The sequence below is a fragment of the Tsuneonella amylolytica genome (assembly GCF_003626915.1).
Taxonomy (GTDB): Bacteria; Pseudomonadota; Alphaproteobacteria; order Sphingomonadales; family Sphingomonadaceae; genus Tsuneonella; species Tsuneonella amylolytica.
Map to the genome: position 1 here is coordinate 2,308,003 of NZ_CP032570.1, position 17,258 is coordinate 2,325,260.

Below are 17,258 nucleotides of genomic sequence, written 5' to 3' on the forward strand. Positions count from 1 at the left end.
GCGCACAAGAACGCAAAGATCGATGACCAGGTCACATCCGTATGCCTACCGCAAAACCGCATCCCCATGCCCAGCCTGCCTGCCGCGCCGTCAGCGAGGTCCTCAGCCGTGTCGGCGACAAGTGGACCGTGCTCGTCGTGAAAGCGCTGGTGGACGGACCCCGCCGCTTCAACGATCTCAAGCGGGACATCGGCGGCATCAGCCAACAGATGCTGACTCGCACGCTGCGGACGCTCGAACGCGACGGGATGGTGGCGCGCACCGTTCACCCGACGATCCCACCGTCGGTCGAATACACCCTGACCGATCTCGGCCTGTCGCTCAGCATCCCGGTGCTCGCGCTCGCCGACTGGACGTTCGCCAACCTCGACTGCATCCACGCGAACCGCGAGGCTTACGACGCAGCGTTGGCCGCCGCCGCCTGAGGCACGAGCGACCGGCGATTAGGCAATCGGACCATGCCGTGCTAGGGTGGCCCGGCTGACGTCGAATTAAGCGACGGACTTCGGCATTTGACGACCGCTGACCGTCACGCGCCCGCACCGGCGCGTGTTCCCGGCGCAACCCAGACGGCGACTTCCTTTCTCGAGACGACCTTACGCACGACCGCGCGGGCAATGTCGCTCGCGCGCACCGTTCTCGAAAGGAACACACCATGAGCAAGACCGGAACCGTGAAGTTCTTCAACCTCGACAAGGGCTACGGCTTCATCCAGCCCGACGATGGCAGCGATGACAGCTTCGTGCACATCACCGCTGTCCAGGCCGCCGGCATGAACACGCTGAACAAGGATCAGCGCGTGAATTACGAAGTCGAGACCGGCCGCAACGGCAAGGCGAGCGCGGTGAACCTCTCCGCCGCCGACTGACGGCACCACCTTTTCATCTTCCCGGCGCTCCATGGGGGCGCCGGGAAGTTCGTACCCGTCAGCGACGAAAGGCAGTCATGTCCCAGACTTTCGAATTCTACGATGCCCGCGCGAAGGAAGCGGCGGCCGAGGCCAAGGCCGCAAAGCTCGACAACGTTCGCGATCGCAACCTGCGCGCTGAGAAGACCTGGCGCGGGCTGGCCGATCAGGCCCGCAAGACGATGTCCGCGCGTCTCAAGACCGAGCGGGCCAGGCAGGACCAGCGCGACCGCGATGCTGCGGAACAGGGCGCCCTGGACGAGGCCTAGCGTCGGCGCCACCTTCCGATCGATTTAACGCCCGCGAACTGTCTTCGGGCCGGTTACACCCTTGCGAAGGTCAGCGGCGCATCCGCCGCCGATGCCTGTTCCGTCGCCGAATGGCGACCGAGAGGAGCGCTCCCAGCCCCAGCACCATGAGTGCGATGAGGGCATAGGCGATGACAAGACGTGTTTCCATGCCGTCACAGTCATCGGCGCGGTACATCGTTCCGGGAAATCAATAATATAGATCGCTCGCCCCGCGATGTGGCGAGCCCATGTCGATGCCGCCGAGCCGGCGCGCAGCGAACCGGTCGCGTGACCGGACCGTGCGCGCCGTTCGCCGTCAGCGCGTCAGCTTCTTGTAGGCGAGCCTGGTCGGCCGGTCCGCCGCGTCGCCCAGACGCCGCCGCTTGTCCTCCTCGTAGGCTTCGAAGTTGCCTTCGAACCATTCGACGTGGCTGTCGCCTTCGAACGCGAGGATGTGGGTGGCAAGGCGGTCGAGGAAGAAGCGGTCGTGGCTGATGACCACGGCGCAGCCCGCGAAGTTCTCGATCGCGTCTTCCAGCGCCGCCAGCGTCTCGACGTCGAGGTCGTTGGTCGGCTCGTCGAGCAAGAGGACGTTGCCGCCCTCCTTCAGCATCTTGGCCATGTGGACGCGGTTGCGCTCACCGCCCGACAGCTTGCCGACGTTCTTCTGCTGGTCCGGACCCTTGAAGTTGAACGCACCGACATAGGCGCGCGTCGACATGTCCTGTCCGTTGACCTTCATGTAATCGAGCCCGTCTGAAATCTCTTCCCACACGTTGTGCTTGGGATCGAGATGGTCGCGGCTCTGGTCGACATAGCCGAGGTGGACCGTGCTGCCGATCTCGACCGTGCCGCTGTCGGGCTGTTCCTTGCCGGTCAGGATCTTGAACAGCGTGGACTTGCCCGCGCCATTGGGGCCGATCACCCCGACGATGCCGCCCGGCGGAAGCATGAAATCGAGGTTCTCGAACAACAGCTTGTCGCCGTAGGCCTTGGTCAGGCCCTTGGCCTCGATCACCTTGCCGCCCAACCGCTCGGGCACCTGGATGACGATCTGCGCCTTGCCGACCGCGCGGTTGTCCTGGCTGTTCTGCAGTTCCTCGAACTTGCGGATACGCGCCTTCGACTTGGTCTGCCGGGCGGCCGGGGTCTGCCGGATCCATTCGAGTTCGCGCTGGATCGCCTTGGTCTTGCCGCTTTCCTCGCGGCTTTCCTGCTCCAGCCGCTTGGCCTTCTTCTCGAGGTAGGTCGAATAGTTGCCTTCGTACGGGTAGTACCGGCCGCGATCGAGCTCGAGTATCCAGCCGACCACGTTGTCGAGGAAATAGCGGTCGTGGGTAATCATCAGCACCGCGCCGGCATATTCCTTGAGGTGGTTTTCCAGCCACTGGACGCTCTCGGCGTCGAGGTGGTTGGTCGGTTCGTCGAGCAGCAGGATGCCGGGCTTCTGGATCAGCAGGCGGGTCAGCGCCACGCGGCGCTTCTCGCCGCCCGACAGTTCGGTCACCGGAAGGTCGCCGGGCGGGCAGCGCAGTGCCTCCATCGCAACTTCGAGCTGGTTGTCGAGCGTCCAGCCGTCGACCGCGTCGATCTTGTCCTGCAGTTCGGCCATTTCGGTGCTGAGCGCGTCGAAGTCCGCGTCGGGCTCGCCCATCTCCATGCCGATCGCATTGAACCGCTCGACCATGTCGGCCGTCTCGCGTGCGCCGTCCTTGACGTTTTCGAGGACGGTCTTGGTCGGGTCGAGCTCGGGCTCCTGCTCCAGATAGCCGACGGTGATGTTCTCGCCTGCCCAGGCCTCGCCGGTGAAATCCTTGTCGATACCCGCCATGATCTTGATGAGGGTCGATTTACCCGCGCCGTTGGGGCCGACGATGCCGATCTTGGCGCCCTGGTAGAACTGCAGGTTGATGTTCGACAGGACCGGCTTCTGTGCGCCGGGGAAGGTCTTCGTCATGTCCTTCATGACGTATGCGTACTGGGCGGCCATCGGTGGGTCCTTCGGGTATTCGTGGTGTCTGGAGTTGGCCGCGCAGATAGGGGTTGGCGCGCCGGGGGGCAAGCCGCTTGGCAGGCGGGCGCGGGCGGGGTAGCACGCGCGTCATGACCGCACGCACCCTCGCGCTCGCCGCGCTGCCGCTCCTCCTGTCCACCGCCGCCATCGCCGCGTCGCCAAGGCCGCCCGCGCTTGCCGAGGTCGCCGACCGCGCACTGGAGGACGACAAGCTGGCATGGGACTTCGTCGAGGGCATTACGACCGAGGTCGGCCCCCGGCAGGCCGGGACCGAGGCGGAGGCGCGCGGCCGGGCCTGGGCGGTGAAATGGCTCAAGGCCAACGGCCTCGCGAAAATCGCCATCGAACCCTATCAGATGCCCACATGGGTGCGGGGCGAGGAACGGGCGGAGATCGTCGCGCCCTATGCCCAGCCGCTCAGGATCACCGCGCTCGGCACATCCGCATCGACCGGGCCCGACGGCCTGACCGCCGAAGTCGTCTATTTCCCGAGCTATGCCGCGCTCGAAGCCGCGCCCGCGGGAAGCCTTGCGGGCAAGATCGCCTTCATCAGCCACGACATGAAGCCCACCCAGGACGGATCGGGCTACGGCTTTGCCGGCCCCGCGCGCTGGACCGGCGCCGCGCTCGCCGCGAGCAAGGGAGCTGTCGCGACCGTGATCCGCTCGATCGGGACCGAGAACCACCGCACCCCGCACACCGGCGGCACGACCTTTCCCGAAGGCGTCGCGCGGACCCCCGCCGGCGCATTGAGCAACCCCGATGCCGACAATCTGGAACGCATGTTCGCCCGCGCGGGGGGACAACCGATCACGATGAAGCTGGTCCTGACCCCGCGCGATCTCGGCCGGACCGAAAGCGGCAACGTGGTCGGCGAAATCACCGGCCGCGATCCGAAGCTCGCGCCCGTGTTGCTCGCATGCCACCTCGACAGCTGGGACCTCGGCACCGGCGCGATCGACGACGGCGCCGGCTGCGGCATCGCCGCCGCCGCGGCGAAGCACGTGGCCAAGGCCGGCCCGCCGCTGCGCACCGTGCGCGTGCTGTTCGCCGGCGCGGAGGAAACCGGCCTGTGGGGCAGCAAGGCCTATGCCGCCGCGCACAAGGGCATGCCCATCTACGCCGGCCTCGAAAGCGACTTCGGCGCCGACCGCATCTGGCGGCTCGACACCAACTTCACGAAGACCGATCCCGCGCTCTACAAGCAACTGGCGCAGGCCGTCGCGCGCTTCGGGGTGGCCCCGTCGCAGGAAGTTGCCGGCGGCGGCGCCGACCTCAACCTCGCGCGCGAAAGCGGGGCGGCCATCCTCGACCTGCAGCAGGATGGGACGCGCTACTTCGACCTTCATCACACGCCCGACGACACGCTCGACAAGATCGACCCGGCCGCCCTGCGGCAGAACGTGGCGGTGTGGACGCAGGTCGTCGGCATCCTCGCCAACCGGGCCGAGCCGATCGAGAAGGGCGAGACGGGCGCTCGCCGCTGACGGACTAGCGCAGTGATGCTTGCCAGCCGCCAGCCCCGCGTCTACCGCGCGCCGACCGGTCCGGGCGGCACGTCCGGGTGGGGCCTGTAGCTCAGCGGTTAGAGCTGGCCGCTCATAACGGCTAGGTCGCGGGTTCGAATCCTGCCGGGCCCACCACCGGACCGGTCCGACAGGTCGGGGAGTAGCGCAGCCTGGTAGCGCATCTGCTTTGGGAGCAGAGGGTCGCAGGTTCGAATCCTGTCTCCCCGACCACTCGGAACCGGCGAGCGAACGGAGCTCAGTGCTTCGCCGCCTGCATGATCTCCGCCACCGTCGTCGGGGCGACCCCGCGCATGGCGAGGTAGGTATAGACGCGCCGGAACCAGTCGTAGAGCCGGTCGAGGTCGGCTTCCGAGCGGACGTAGGGCGTATGCCCGACCGCCAGCGAAGGGCTGTGGAAACTGAGCACCAGCAGCGGCAGCCCGTCGTCGAGCGCCATGTCGATCCCCCGCAGCGCCTCTTCCGCCGAGACGCCTTCAGGCGTCAGCGCGATCTTCTCCAGCAGGCCCAGCCGCGACAGCGCGCCGTTCGCCAGCGGCATCCGCGCGGCTAGCGGGTGAAGCATGCGCCCCTGACGGCGCAGCATACCCCAGTAGACCGTCGTCAGCGGGAGTTCGAGCAACCGGCGATCCTCGTCCACCCAATAGGGCACGAGCGGATGCCGGCTGTAGTCCGGGCCGTGGCCCGTCCGGTAATCGAAGTTGGCGCGCACCGAACTGTCGATCGGCACGCCGGCCTCGATCATCATTCTCGCCGTCTGGGGGCCCAAGCCGTACCGGCCTGCGCGGTAGATGAGGGGCGCGGTGCCGAAGTTCTCGGCGATCGCGTCGCGTAGACGAAGGAATTTCGCGCGTTCGAGTGCCGGGGGCAGGTTGCCGGCATAGCTGTTGCGCGGATTGACGTTCTCTTCGAGCGGCGGATTGACCCACGGGTGGAGCTGGATGCCGACTTCGGCCCGCCCGGCCTTCACCGCGCTGCCGATGAGGTCGATGGCCACCTCCGAAGTCGCGACCGGCCAGTCGACGAGGTAGACCGGCACCACGCCCAGACCTTCGCAGAACTGCTGGAAACGCGGAATGCTGGTGAGGTGCGACAGCCCGTGTTCGAGCCGGGTGAAGGGGCTGGCCCAGTCGAATTCTTCTTCGGTATCGACGGTCAACAGAGACCGGGTCGGGCCGAAACCGGTGTCGAACGCGGCGGTGCGGCCGGCCGGCGGCGGTTCGGTAATCGGCCGGTCCATGTTACGCTTCCCCCGTCGCGGCGGACGCACCGGCGCTCAACCCGCCGCGGCGTCCATCCCCACGGGGCTAGGGTTGGCGGCACTGGCGGTCAAGCGCGGGAGCGTGAGTACGAGCGCGCCGTCCTCGCACACGAGGTCGCCCCCGGCGGAGCGCGCTTCGGCCCGGGCCAGGCGCAAGGCGAACCCGGCGCCGAACATTCCGGCGCTGACCGCGCCACCGCCCGCAGGCGCCGCGCCCGAGAACACGTCCTGCGCTTTCGCCAGCGAGGGGGGAAGCGCGCACACGACTTTCACCACGTCGCCCGCGCAGCCGATTTCCAGTGGCAGCGTCTCGCCCGCTCCGGCCGCGCCGGTGACGGTTGCGAGCAGGCGCCAGCCGAGCGCTTCCATCTCGTGCTGGCCGAACGGCACCGAGCAGGGGGCGTCGCCAGCGGACAGCGCGAAGGCGGCGCCGCGCGTCCGCAAAACCTCACCCAGCTGCCGCGCCAGGCCGCCGAAAACCGCCGAAATTTCGGCGCTGCCCCCGTCCAGTTCCAGCGCGCCGGTCTCCAGCCGGGCGAGCCGGTCGAGCTCGTCGAACCCCGCCAGGATCCGCGCCGCGTCGCCGGCGATGGCCGCGGCCAGCGCACGATATTCGTGCGGGACCGGACCGAACAGCTGCTGCTGGATCATCTCGGCATAACCCTGGACGGCATTGACCGGGTTCTTCAGCTCGTGGAGCAGCTGGCGCATGCGGTCGGCGGCGGGATCGGTCTCGACGACGGGCTCCGCGGCCGACGGTCGCCGGAACCGGCCCGCGTATCCGACGAAGTGCCCGTCCGGCGTGCTGAAACGCGGGCTGGCATCGACGATCCATTCGCCCGCGACTTGCGGCGCGCCGAACCATTCGATCCGCGCGGCCTCGATCGGCCGGCGGGCGCGGGCCCGCTCGGCGGCGGGGGCGAGCAAGGCGTGCATGACCATCGGCGCTGCAGCCCCGTCGGCCCAGTCGATCCGCCCTTCCGCGTCGGTCGTAAAGGCAAAACCGGAGAGCGGCGGGCGGGTCTCGTGCGTGGTCTCGCCCAGCGGCAAGCGCGGGTCGGCCTCGCCGGCGTGAGGTGCGCGAGTCTTGCGGAATGCCTCGATACGCCTGACGAGCGCGCCGATCTCGCTGTCGTCAGCAGCCGTCTCCGGGACTTGGCGGGACGGAGCTGCGGCAGGACCATCGAAATCGGCATGGTCGTTGGCCGGGATCGGGCGAGGCGGCGATGCGACGGCCGGGGGAGGCGGGGGCGCGGGAGCAATGGACGGTCCCGCCGCAGGCACTTCGATAACGTCGGCGATCGTATCGGGGCGGGGCAGGCCGCGATCGCGCACGCCCAGCCGTTCGAGCAGTTCGCGGGTTCCGGCCGGCAGGTCGCGGCGCAGGCGCAGGAAACCGCGCGCGCGGATCGGAAGGCGCGGCACGAGCGCTTCCCAGTCGTCTTCCGACAGGTTGGCGACGCCGAGCGCGGCCGCCGCCACTTCCGGTTCGTCGTCGGCCAGGTGGAGCGCCAGTTCGGGATTGCGGAAGCGCACGCCGGGCTCGCGGATCATGGACGCGCGATCGCCCGCAGGGATCGTCTCGCCCAGCGCCGCCAGCCGCAACCATGCCGCCGCCAGCATGCTACCGTCGCGTCCGGCCAGCCGGCTGCCGAGCAGGTCGAGCAACTGGCGGTACTGCGTCCCAGCCGCGCGCGGACCGGCGGCGCGGTGGCGCAGCACGGTGGCGAGGCGGTCGTCGAGATGCATGGCGCTCCGGTTCGGTGATGCCGACGTTATGGGATGGCGGGTCTGAACCAATGCCGTCCCGGAAGCGACCGGCTACCACGCGCTGTCCCCGACGACATGGGGTCTGGAGGGTGCGTTGCAAAGCGGGACAATTGCTGGCAGAAACAATAAAATTAGCCGCGCCGGTGATTCCGCGCGGGGTTAATTGCCCGTTGCCGGCGGCGGCGGGCGAACTTGCGGGGGCGGGATAATGGCCAATCTGGACGATATCGACCGGAAATTGCTGTCGGAATTGCAGGCCGAAGGCCGCGTCACCAACGTCGAACTGGCCAACCGGGTCGGTCTCACCGCCCCGCCGTGCCTGCGGCGCGTCCGCAGCCTCGAAGAAGAGGGGGTGATCCGCGGGTATCACGCCGATCTCGACCCGTCGAAGCTGGGTTTCGCCATCACCGTCTTCGCGATGGTCAGCCTCAAGAGCCAGGCTGAAAACGCTCTGCGCGAGTTCGAGGATCATATGCGCGATCTGCCCGAAGTGCGCGAATGCCACATGCTGAACGGCGAGATCGACTTCATCCTCAAGATCGTCAGCCAGGACCTGCAGAGCTTTCAGGAATTCCTGACGAGCAAGCTGACCCCGGCGCCCAACGTGGCCAGCGTCAAGACTTCGTTGACGATCCGCACCGCCAAGCACGAGCCTGGCGTACCTCTGCAATAAGCCGGTCAGGCCGGCGCGGATGCCTCGTCGCTGGCAACGTGGTCTGCCGCCCAGGCGCCGCGCTCTCCCATCGGTTCCTCGGGGCCGGTGGTCGTATCCCGCGACGTCTGGTGTTCGAGTTCGGAGTTCAATTCGGCTCCGAACAGGAGGACGTAAGCCGACAGATAAATCCACGTAAGCAAGACGACGACGGCGCTCAGCGACCCGTATGTCGCGCCGTAACTGCCGAAGCGGGAGACATAAATGCCGAAGCCGATAGTCAGGGCAATCCAGCCGAGCGCGAAGAAGATCGAACCCGGGGTCAACCAGCGCCATTTCGGGTGATCGCGGGCGGGGCCGTAGCGGTACAGGAGTGCGGCGCCCGTCGCAGCGGCAAGGCCGAGCAGCGCGTACGTAACAAGTCGGCCCAACACGAGGACCAGGCCTCCGGCCGCAGGCAGGGCGTCCGGCATGAACCGCATCGCTCCGACCCCGATGGCGGCCAAAATCGCTGTGACGACAGCCCCCATCGTTATGGCGAGGGCCAGGATATTTACCTTCACGAAGCTCCTGCGTTCCTCTTCCTCGTAAGCGATATTCAGCGCGCTCACGATCGAACCGGCGGCATTGCGGGCGCCGAACAGGGCAATGGCCAAGGCTATGAGCAAGCCGAGACCCTTCTTCCCCTCCGACGTTCGCACGACGTTGGCGATCTGATCCGTGACCAGAGGCCCAACGTCGCTTGGAAGGACCATCAGCAACCGCGTCAGGTGTTCCCTGACAGTCTCTATGTCGACAACGAGACCGTACGTTAGGATCGTGGCCGCCAATAAAGGTACCAGGGCAAGAAAGCAGTAGAACGCAACGCCTGCAGCCATCAGCCCGACGTTGTCGGCCGATGCTTCCTTCCAGGTCCGGAGGAGGACCGCCTTGTAGTCGCGCCACGAAAACCGTGTGGGCGCGCTTGCGGCGCGCGTTCTGTCGTCGTCGTTACTGTTCACTCGAACAGAAATGGTGGGCGGTCGGTCCGTTCCGAAAAACCCCGAAAGTTCCTCAGATCCTGCAGCTTGGTACTGCCCCGATGCACGAGAAATTCAGGCCTCGCGCTCCCTTAGCCATTCTTCGAGCCACTTGATCGAGTAGTCGCCACTAAGCACGTCGGGCTGGCGCAGAAGCTCTTGGTGCAGCGGGATGCTCGTCTTCACGCCCTCGACGACCATTTCCTCGAGTGCGCGCTTCAGGCGCATGATGCACCGTTCGCGGGTGCGGCCGTAGACGATCAGCTTGGCGATCATGCTGTCGTAGTAGGGGGGGATGCGGTAGCCGGCGTAGAGCCCGCTATCGACCCGCACGTGCATCCCGCCCGCCGCGTGATACGCGGTGACGTTGCCGGGGCTGGGCGCGAAGGTCCACGGATCCTCGGCATTGATGCGGCATTCGATCGCATGGCCGGAGAACGAGATGTCCTCCTGCTTGCAAGACAGGTCCTTGCCGTCGGCGATGCGGATCTGTTCGCGGACGAGGTCGATGCCGGTGATCATCTCGGTGACCGGGTGTTCGACCTGCAGGCGGGTGTTCATCTCGATGAAGTAGAACTCGCCGTTCTCCCACAGGAACTCGATCGTGCCCGCCCCGCGGTAGCCCATGTCGGCCATGGCGCGGGCGCAGACGCCGCCCATCCGCTCCCGCTCCTCGTCGGAGATGATCGGGCTGGGCGCTTCTTCCAGCACCTTCTGATGGCGCCGCTGCAGCGAGCAGTCGCGTTCGCCGAGGTGCACCGCGTTGCCGCGCCCGTCGCCGAAGACCTGGAATTCGATATGGCGCGGATTGCCGAGATACTTCTCGATGTAGACCGTGGCATCGCCGAACGCGGCCTTGGCCTCGCTGCCAGCCTGCTTCATCAGGGTTTCGAGCTGGTCCTCGGCCTCGCAGACCTTCATCCCGCGCCCTCCGCCGCCCGATGCGGCCTTGATGATGACCGGATATCCGATCTCGGCTGCGATCGCCCTGGCTTCCTCCACCTCGGACACGGCGCCGTCGCTGCCGGGCACCAGCGGCAGGCCGAGCTTGCCGGCGGTGCGTTTCGCCTCGACCTTGTCGCCCATCGTCACGATGTGTTCGGGCTTGGGCCCGATCCAGGTGATTCCGTGCGCCTCGACGATCTCGGCGAACTTCGCATTCTCCGACAAGAAGCCGTAGCCGGGATGGATCGCGTCGGCCTGGGCGATCTCGGCGGCCGAGATGATCGCCGCGACGTTGAGATAGCTGTCGGTCGCGGGCGGCGGGCCGATGCAGACCGCGTGGTCCGCCAGCCTTACGTGCATCGCGTCGGCATCGGCGGTGGAGTGCACCGCGACCGTCTCGATGCCCATCTCGTGCGCCGCGCGGTGGATGCGCAGCGCGATCTCGCCGCGGTTCGCAATCAGGATGCGGGAAATTGCCATCGCGAAAAATCAGCCGATGACGACAAGCGGCTGGTCGTATTCGACCGGCTGGGCGTTCTCGACGAGGATCGCCTTGATCGTTCCCGACTTGTCGGCCGGGATCGTGTTCATGACCTTCATCGCCTCGATGATGACGAGGGTCTGACCCTCCTTCACACTGTCGCCGACCGACACGAACGGCGCGGCACCGGGTTCGGACGACAGATACACCGTGCCTACCATGGGCGATTTCAGCGCGCCGGCCACGTCTGCCGTCGTCTCCGCCGCGGGAGCGGCAGCCGCGGCCGGAGTAGCGGGGGCGGCGGGAGCGGGCGCGGGGGCATGCATCGCGACCGGCGCGGCCATCGCCCCGCCGCCGCGCGACACGCGCACCTTGCGGTCGCCGTCTTCCACTTCGATTTCGGTCAGTCCGGTATCGGTCAGCATCTCGGCGAGCGAGCGGACCAGTTCGATGTCGACGTTCATGCCCGAGCTACGCCCGGCAGCGCCCTTGGTATCGGCCATTATATGCCTCTTCGCGATTAGAAGCGACGGCCTATGCGCGGGCCGGAGCGGACTGGCAAGGGGCGGACGCTAGAGCGCCGCGGCCTTTTCCAGAGCCACGACATAGCTTTGCGGGCCCAGACCCTTGACCTCGCCCGCCGCCGCCATGCCGACGTAGCTGACGTGGCGGAATGCCTCGCGGGTCGCCGGATCGGACAGGTGAACCTCGATCACCGGCACCGCGATCGAGCGGATCGCGTCGAGCAGCGCGATCGAGGTATGCGTGTATGCGCCTGCATTGAGCAGGACGGCCTTTGCGCCTTCCGCCTGCGCCTCGTGCAACCAGTCGACCAAGTGTCCCTCGTGGTTGGACTGGCGCACGTCGACCTCGAGATCGAGGTCGCGGGCGCGGTCCTCCAGCATGCCGGCGATCTCGTCGAGGGTGGCGGACCCATAGATGTCGGGCTCGCGCGTGCCGAGAAGATTGAGGTTGGGGCCGTTGAGGACGTAGACGAGATCGCTCATCGCCCGGCCATAGCGGGGCCGGCCACCGGGCGGAAGCTACAGCGTCGCCAGCACCGTGTCGTCATCGCGTGCCGGAGCCGTCGCTTCCGCCGGCAGCGGTTCGAACACGGCAGGCTTGAGAGCGAGATCGCCGATCCCGCCGAGATGGAAAAACCCGAGCGCCGGATCCTCGTCGACCCGGCGGCTCTTCGCCGGGTTCACCGCGCGCAGGTAGGTGGTCCCGTTCCGCTCGACGAGCTGGTGGGGGTGAAGCTCGACGTCCACGCCGTTGTAACGGGCGGTGAGGACGAGGCGCCGTTCGATGGCCAGCGCGCAGATCGCCGCCTTGCCCTCCGGCGTATCGACTTCGTGTTGCATTGCAGCAAAATAGCCGAAGCCGCGCGGAAAGCCACCCCCTTGCGTCCCCCTATTGCTCGACGCCCTTGATTTTTCCCCACTGGCGAGCCGCGGTGTAGCCGAGATAGCCGGTTCCGAAGAGCGCGTAGAGTTCGTCGGGCAAGCCGCGCAGGTACGCTGTCATCGATCCCGCGATACGGCCGGCGGCGTCGGGCTGAAACAGGCTGAGGAGGCCGACCGGCAGCGAGAAAAGCAGCATGGCATACATCACGTAGAGGAAGCTCGGCCGCGCACGACTGGTCCACGGGTCGGCCGATTGCGCCTCCGCGATGATCGCCGAAAGCTGGGTCTCGATCCGGCGTAGCTCGTGGGTTCCCTCCAGTTCGAGAAGCGACAGCTTCGCCTTGTCGCGTGCCGCCTTGTCGGGGATGACCTTGTCGATGATCGAGGCGAGGGGGCCAATGATGGCGTCGAGAACGGGCATGGGGAATCTCCAAGACCAAAACCCTTTATTTAACCGTATCGGTTCATGTAGGAAAACATTTTGTCCCTAACTGGCGGTCGGAATTGGCGTTTGACAGGACGGGGTGCCGGCATCAGGAAGCGCGGCTCTAGGGAGACACGTCAAAATGCGCCTGGCCATCGCGCTCGCCGCCGCTTCGCTCGCCCTTGTTGCGCCCGGGGCATATGGTTCCGCCTCGGCGGCTCCGACACGGCCCGCCTCCGCCGATGCGGAATTGCGCACACTCTACACTGATTATTGGAACTGGACCGTCGCCGAGTCGGGAGCGATCGAGACGTCCGAAGGCGATCTCGAGCAGGGACCGACGATCGCGTCGGTAACGCCCGAGGCGCAGCGTGAACGCGCAGCGAAGGCCGCCGCTTTCCTCGCGCGGCTCGATGCCATCGACCGGTCGGCGCTGTCACCGGACGAGCGGGTCAATGCCGCGGTCCTGCGGGCCGTGCTCACCGAGACGGTCGAGGATGCGAAATACGCGGAATGGGAAATGCCGTTCGACAGCGACTCCAATTTCTGGAGCTACTGGGATGCCCGATCGGGCTTCCAGACGGTCGCCGAATACGAGAACTACATCGCCCGCATGAACGCCCTGCCGCGCTACTTCGACGAACAGATCGCCAACGCGCGGGCCGGGCTGAAGCGGGGTTTCAGCGTGCCCCGGGTGACGCTGACCGGCCGCGACGCGAGCCTCGCCGCCTATGTCGTCGACGATCCTGAAAAGAGCCCCTTCTGGCGGGCGTTCGCCGAGATGCCGGCGCGCTTCTCGCCCGTTGACAAGGCACGGTTGGAGGCGGCGGGCCGCGCGGCGATCGCGGGTGCGGTGGTGCCGGCCTACACCCGCCTGCACGCCTTCGTTCGCGACGAATACATGGTGCAGGCGCGCGAGACGCTGGCGGCCGAGGCGATGCCGGGCGGCAAGGCGTATTACCGTCAGCAGATCCGCCAGTACACGACGCTCGATCTTTCCGCCGAGCAGATCCACGACATCGGCCTTGCCGAAGTGGCGCGGATCGAAGGTGAGATGCGCAAGGTGATGACGGAGGTCGGCTTTACCGGCACGATCGCCGCGTTCAATGAAACGCTGCGGACCGATCCCCGCTTCATCGCCGGGACGCCCGACCAACTAATGGGCGTTTCGGCCTATGTGGTGAAGCGCGTCGACGGGAAGATCGCCGACTATTTCGGCTTCCTGCCGCGCCGGCGATTCACCATCCGCCCCGTGCCCGACGCGATCGCGCCGTTCTACACCGCCGGGCGCGGCGGGCTGGAATCGTGCCTGATGAACACGCACGACCTTCCCAGCCGGCCGCTCTATAACATCCCCGCGCTGACCCTGCACGAATGCGAGCCGGGCCACAGTTTCCAGGCCGCCTTCCAGCTGGAATGGGGTGGCAAAGGGCAGGGCGAACAGCCGAAATTCCGCCGCAACGTCTACTTCAGCGGCATGGGCGAGGGCTGGGGCCTCTACTCGGAGTTCCTCGGCGAGGAGATGGGCATCTACCGCACGCCGCAGGAACGGTTCGGCCGCCTGAGCTACGAGATGTGGCGCGCGGCGCGGCTGGTGATCGACACCGGCATCCACCACTACGGCTGGAGCCGCGAGAAGGCGACCGGGTATCTTGCCGACCGCACCGCGCTGTCGCGGCACGAGGTCGGCACGGAAGTGGACCGGTACATCTCCTGGCCCGGCCAGGCGCTCGCCTACAAGCTGGGCGAAATGACCATTCGCCGGATGCGGACCAAGGCCGAAGGCGCGCTCGGCGACCGGTTCGACATCCGCAAGTTCCACGATGTCGTCCTTGCGCTCGGCTCGGTCCCGCTGCCCGAGCTCGAAGCGCGGATCGATGCGTTCATCGCGGACGGCGGCGAGGGCCTCGCCGGAGTCGCGTATGACTGAGGTGCCCTGTGTCCGATAACGGCCGCCGCCCGAGGGTGACCTCGTTCGACGTGGCCGAGGCGGCCGGCGTCAGCCAGTCGACGGTGAGCCGTGCGCTCGCCGGATCGCCCGCGATCACCGAGGAAACGCGGGCGCGGGTCGCGGCGGCCGCAGCGCATCTCGGCTATCACGTCGATTCGCGTGCGGCGCGGCTGCGGAGCGGGCGGACCGGGACGCTGGCCATCGTGGTGATCGGGCGCGCCGGGTCCGATCCCACGCGGGTCAGTGCCTTCCATTACGCCCTGCTCGGCAGCACGTGCGCCGCGGCGGCGGAGCGGGGCTACCAGTCGCTGGTATCGTTCCAGTCGGAGCCCGGAGAGTTCCAGTGGAACTACACCGCGCAGGGACAGGCCGACGGGCTGATCGTGATGGGTACCAGCGTCAACCGCGCCGCCTGGGCGGATCTGCGCGATGCCGCGCCCGAAGGGCCGGTGGCGCTGTGGGGCGCCCCCTTCGACGACGGGCGATGGGTCCGCGCGGCCAATTACGAAGGTGCGGTTCGCGCGGTGGAGAGGCTGCTCGAGGGCGGATACCGGAGCATCGCGTTCGTCGGTTCGGTGGACGACCTTCATCCCCAGTTCGCCGAGCGGTACGCCGGCTACCGCGACGCACTCACCGACAACGGCCTGCCTCCGATGGAGCCGATCGCGGTGCCGGGCGACGACCGCGTCGAGGGCGGGCGGACGGCGGTTGCAGACCTTCTCGCGATGCCCGAACCGCCGGACGCGATCTTCGCGGCGAATGACGCCATCGCACTGGGCGCGCTCGAGGCACTGGCGAAGAGCGGGATGGCGGTGCCGACGGCGTTCGGCGTGGTCGGCTTCGACGGGCTGGCGGCGGGCGAATACTCGAACCCGCCGCTCACCACTATCGTGCCCGACTTCGCCGAGGCGGGTCGCATCCTGGTGGCGCAAATATGCGATACAAACGCGGGCACCGCGCCCCGCATTCCGGTGACACTGGTGGAGCGCGCGAGCGTGCGCCTCTAGGCCGAAAACCTTGCATAATATAAGCACTGTTATAAATAATAGTGCTATGGATAACATCGGCTCGCTCCTCGGCGATTCCTCCCGGCTGTTGAGGCGCGAGTTCGACGCTCGGGTGCGCGATATCGGCGTCACATGGCCGCAGTGGCAGGTCCTGACGACGCTGCGCCGGCACGAAGGGATCAACCAAGGCGGTCTTGCCGAACAGCTCGATGTCGAGCCGATCACCGTCTGCCGCATGGTCGACCGCCTGCAGGATGCCGCCCTCGTCGAGCGGCGCGCCGATCCGGCCGACCGCCGGTCTTGGCGGCTGTTCCTGACCCCTCGGGCCGAAGCGCTGCTCGACCAGCTCCGTCCCATCGCGGAGCGGCTTTTCGAGGAAGCGCTCGACGGGATTGCCGAGGCCGACCGTGCCGCGTTGCAGGCGATGCTCGAGCGGATCCGCGACAACCTGAGCCGGCGCGATGCCGAAGGACTGGTGGCCAATGGCTGAAAGCGATCCGAAAATCGCCGTCGAGGACGGCCAGCCCGTCGCGGCCGCGCTATCCGAAGATACCGTGACGGCGGCACCGGACACTGCGATTGCCGAACCCGCTCCGAAGAAGTCGCGCAAGCGGCTCGCGATCATGATGTCGGTTCCGCTGCTCGTGATCGCGGCGGCGGGCGGATACTGGTGGAGCCTGCAGGGCAAGGTCACGACCGACAATGCCTACGTCCACCAGGACAAGGTCTCGGTAAGCACCGAGGTCGCCGGTCGGATCGTCGCGGTCATGGTGGCCGACGATGCGGAGGTGAAGGCGGGCGACCTCCTGTTCCGCATCGATCCCCAGCCCTATCGCATTCAGGTCGCCGAAGCGGATGCCGCGATCGCCACGGCGCAGGCCAATGCGACCGCGCTGGAAAGTTCGTCGGCATTGTCGGGCGCGGATATCTCGGCCGCCCGGGAGGACATCGGTTTCGCGCAGTCGCGCTACGAACGGCAGGCGGCGTTGTGGGCGCGGGGGTTCACCACCAAGGCGGACTACGAGGCAGCGCAGCATCAGGTTGCGCAGGCGCGCGAACAGTTGCGGCTGGCCGAGGGCAAGCAGTCGGAAGCTGCCGCCAAGCTCGCCACCGGCGCACAAGTGCCCGGCGTCCTGCCCGCGGTCGCCGCAGCGCGGGCGCAGCGCGAGGCGGCGGAACTCAACCTGACTCGGACGGACGTGCGCGCACCGATTGCGGGGCGGGTCACCCAGGCCGATCGTCTGCAGGCCGGCCAGCAAGTCGTCAGCGGGCTGCCGGTCGCGACCATCGTCGCCACCGCGTCGAGCTATATCGAGGCGAATTTCAAGGAAACCGAACTTGCCGACATGGCCATCGGCCAGCCGGCCGAGATCACCTTCGATGCCTATCCCGGTGTCAGGCTGAAGGGCCATGTCGAATCGATCGGGGCGGGCACGGGCAGCGAATTTTCGGTGCTGCCCGCACAGAACGCGACCGGCAACTGGGTGAAGGTGACGCAGCGCGTGCCGGTGCGGATCGCCATCGATTCCAAAAGCCCGCGCCCGCTGATCGCCGGCCTTTCGACCCACGTCACCGTCTTCACCGACGGCCGCAAGCACTAGGCCC

Annotated in this window: 18 protein-coding genes and 2 tRNA genes; 11 read left to right on the forward strand and 9 right to left on the reverse strand. The window is 67.2% G+C overall.

Features of this window, described 5'->3' with window-relative positions:
• Nucleotides 1-41 precede the first annotated feature (41 nt).
• The 3 genes from D4766_RS11280 (at nt 42) to D4766_RS11290 (ending at nt 1,176) form a co-directional block, all read left to right on the forward strand.
• Nucleotides 42-425, forward strand: a complete 384-nt coding sequence (locus tag D4766_RS11280) for a winged helix-turn-helix transcriptional regulator (protein WP_120717536.1) — start codon at nt 42-44, stop codon at nt 423-425.
• Nucleotides 426-655: 230 nt separating this feature from the next.
• A complete protein-coding gene (locus D4766_RS11285; protein WP_120717537.1) occupies nt 656-868 on the forward strand; it encodes a cold-shock protein in 213 nt (70 codons plus the stop codon).
• Between the two features lie 77 nt (nt 869-945).
• A complete protein-coding gene (locus D4766_RS11290) occupies nt 946-1,176 on the forward strand; it encodes a hypothetical protein (protein WP_120717538.1) in 231 nt (76 codons plus the stop codon).
• Between the two features lie 337 nt (nt 1,177-1,513).
• On the opposite strand, the gene ettA is transcribed toward D4766_RS11290, so the two are convergent.
• Nucleotides 1,514-3,187: an energy-dependent translational throttle protein EttA gene (ettA, locus tag D4766_RS11295; RefSeq protein ID WP_120717539.1), complete on the reverse strand. Its 1,674-nt coding sequence runs from the start codon at nt 3,185-3,187 to the stop codon at nt 1,514-1,516.
• A 113-nt stretch (nt 3,188-3,300) separates the two neighbouring features.
• On the opposite strand from ettA, the gene D4766_RS11300 reads away from it, so the two are divergent.
• The 3 genes from D4766_RS11300 to D4766_RS11310 all read left to right on the forward strand — a co-directional run bounded on the left by D4766_RS11300 (nt 3,301) and on the right by D4766_RS11310 (nt 4,950).
• Nucleotides 3,301-4,698 (forward strand): M20/M25/M40 family metallo-hydrolase, encoded by a 1,398-nt coding sequence (locus D4766_RS11300; RefSeq protein WP_120717540.1) that lies wholly within the window; start codon nt 3,301-3,303, stop codon nt 4,696-4,698.
• A gap of 80 nt (nt 4,699-4,778) precedes the next feature.
• Nucleotides 4,779-4,854, forward strand: a tRNA-Ile gene (locus D4766_RS11305).
• Nucleotides 4,855-4,873: 19 nt separating this feature from the next.
• A tRNA-Pro gene (locus D4766_RS11310) sits at nt 4,874-4,950 on the forward strand.
• A 25-nt stretch (nt 4,951-4,975) separates the two neighbouring features.
• Here the strand turns inward: D4766_RS11310 and D4766_RS11315 are convergent.
• Together D4766_RS11315 and D4766_RS11320 are read right to left on the reverse strand one after the other, a co-directional pair.
• Complete coding sequence (locus D4766_RS11315) at nt 4,976-5,977, reverse strand: polysaccharide deacetylase family protein (RefSeq protein ID WP_120717541.1); 1,002 nt, start codon at nt 5,975-5,977, stop codon at nt 4,976-4,978.
• A gap of 36 nt (nt 5,978-6,013) precedes the next feature.
• The gene (locus D4766_RS11320; RefSeq protein WP_120717542.1) at nt 6,014-7,747 is read right to left on the reverse strand and encodes a histidine kinase dimerization/phospho-acceptor domain-containing protein; all 1,734 of its coding nucleotides are present in this window, start codon (nt 7,745-7,747) and stop codon (nt 6,014-6,016) included.
• A gap of 229 nt (nt 7,748-7,976) precedes the next feature.
• Here D4766_RS11320 and D4766_RS11325 point away from each other — a divergent pair, with 229 nt between their 5' ends.
• On the forward strand, nt 7,977-8,441 hold the full coding sequence (locus tag D4766_RS11325) for an Lrp/AsnC family transcriptional regulator (RefSeq protein WP_120717543.1): 465 nt from the start codon (nt 7,977-7,979) through the stop codon (nt 8,439-8,441).
• A 5-nt stretch (nt 8,442-8,446) separates the two neighbouring features.
• Here D4766_RS11325 and D4766_RS11330 read toward each other — a convergent pair whose 3' ends face one another.
• The 6 genes from D4766_RS11330 to D4766_RS11355 all read right to left on the reverse strand — a co-directional run bounded on the left by D4766_RS11330 (nt 8,447) and on the right by D4766_RS11355 (nt 12,692).
• Entirely contained in the window at nt 8,447-9,421 is a 975-nt protein-coding gene (locus tag D4766_RS11330; protein ID WP_234024794.1) for a YihY/virulence factor BrkB family protein, read from the reverse strand.
• A gap of 93 nt (nt 9,422-9,514) precedes the next feature.
• Entirely contained in the window at nt 9,515-10,864 is a 1,350-nt protein-coding gene (accC, locus tag D4766_RS11335; protein WP_120717544.1) for an acetyl-CoA carboxylase biotin carboxylase subunit, read from the reverse strand.
• A 9-nt stretch (nt 10,865-10,873) separates the two neighbouring features.
• Nucleotides 10,874-11,368: an acetyl-CoA carboxylase biotin carboxyl carrier protein gene (gene accB, locus D4766_RS11340; RefSeq protein WP_120717545.1), complete on the reverse strand. Its 495-nt coding sequence runs from the start codon at nt 11,366-11,368 to the stop codon at nt 10,874-10,876.
• 69 nt (nt 11,369-11,437) lie between these two features.
• Nucleotides 11,438-11,872, reverse strand: coding sequence for a type II 3-dehydroquinate dehydratase (aroQ, locus tag D4766_RS11345; protein WP_120717546.1), 435 nt, complete (start codon nt 11,870-11,872; stop codon nt 11,438-11,440).
• A gap of 36 nt (nt 11,873-11,908) precedes the next feature.
• Nucleotides 11,909-12,229, reverse strand: coding sequence for a hypothetical protein (locus tag D4766_RS11350; RefSeq protein ID WP_120717547.1), 321 nt, complete (start codon nt 12,227-12,229; stop codon nt 11,909-11,911).
• 49 nt (nt 12,230-12,278) lie between these two features.
• Nucleotides 12,279-12,692: a holin family protein gene (locus D4766_RS11355; RefSeq protein ID WP_120717548.1), complete on the reverse strand. Its 414-nt coding sequence runs from the start codon at nt 12,690-12,692 to the stop codon at nt 12,279-12,281.
• A 145-nt stretch (nt 12,693-12,837) separates the two neighbouring features.
• Between D4766_RS11355 and D4766_RS11360 the strand changes: the two genes are divergently transcribed.
• Genes D4766_RS11360 through D4766_RS11375 form a run of 4 tightly spaced genes read left to right on the forward strand, consistent with a single transcriptional unit; the run spans nt 12,838 to nt 17,254 of the window.
• On the forward strand, nt 12,838-14,625 hold the full coding sequence (locus D4766_RS11360; protein ID WP_120717549.1) for a DUF885 domain-containing protein: 1,788 nt from the start codon (nt 12,838-12,840) through the stop codon (nt 14,623-14,625).
• Between the two features lie 35 nt (nt 14,626-14,660).
• Entirely contained in the window at nt 14,661-15,653 is a 993-nt protein-coding gene (locus tag D4766_RS11365) for a LacI family DNA-binding transcriptional regulator (RefSeq protein WP_234024795.1), read from the forward strand.
• Nucleotides 15,654-15,699: 46 nt separating this feature from the next.
• The gene (locus tag D4766_RS11370) at nt 15,700-16,143 is read left to right on the forward strand and encodes a MarR family winged helix-turn-helix transcriptional regulator (protein WP_120717551.1); all 444 of its coding nucleotides are present in this window, start codon (nt 15,700-15,702) and stop codon (nt 16,141-16,143) included.
• Complete coding sequence (locus D4766_RS11375) at nt 16,136-17,254, forward strand: HlyD family secretion protein (RefSeq protein WP_120717552.1); 1,119 nt, start codon at nt 16,136-16,138, stop codon at nt 17,252-17,254. The genes D4766_RS11370 and D4766_RS11375 overlap by 8 nt, the downstream gene beginning before the upstream one ends.
• The last annotated feature ends 4 nt before the right edge of the window (nt 17,255-17,258 follow it).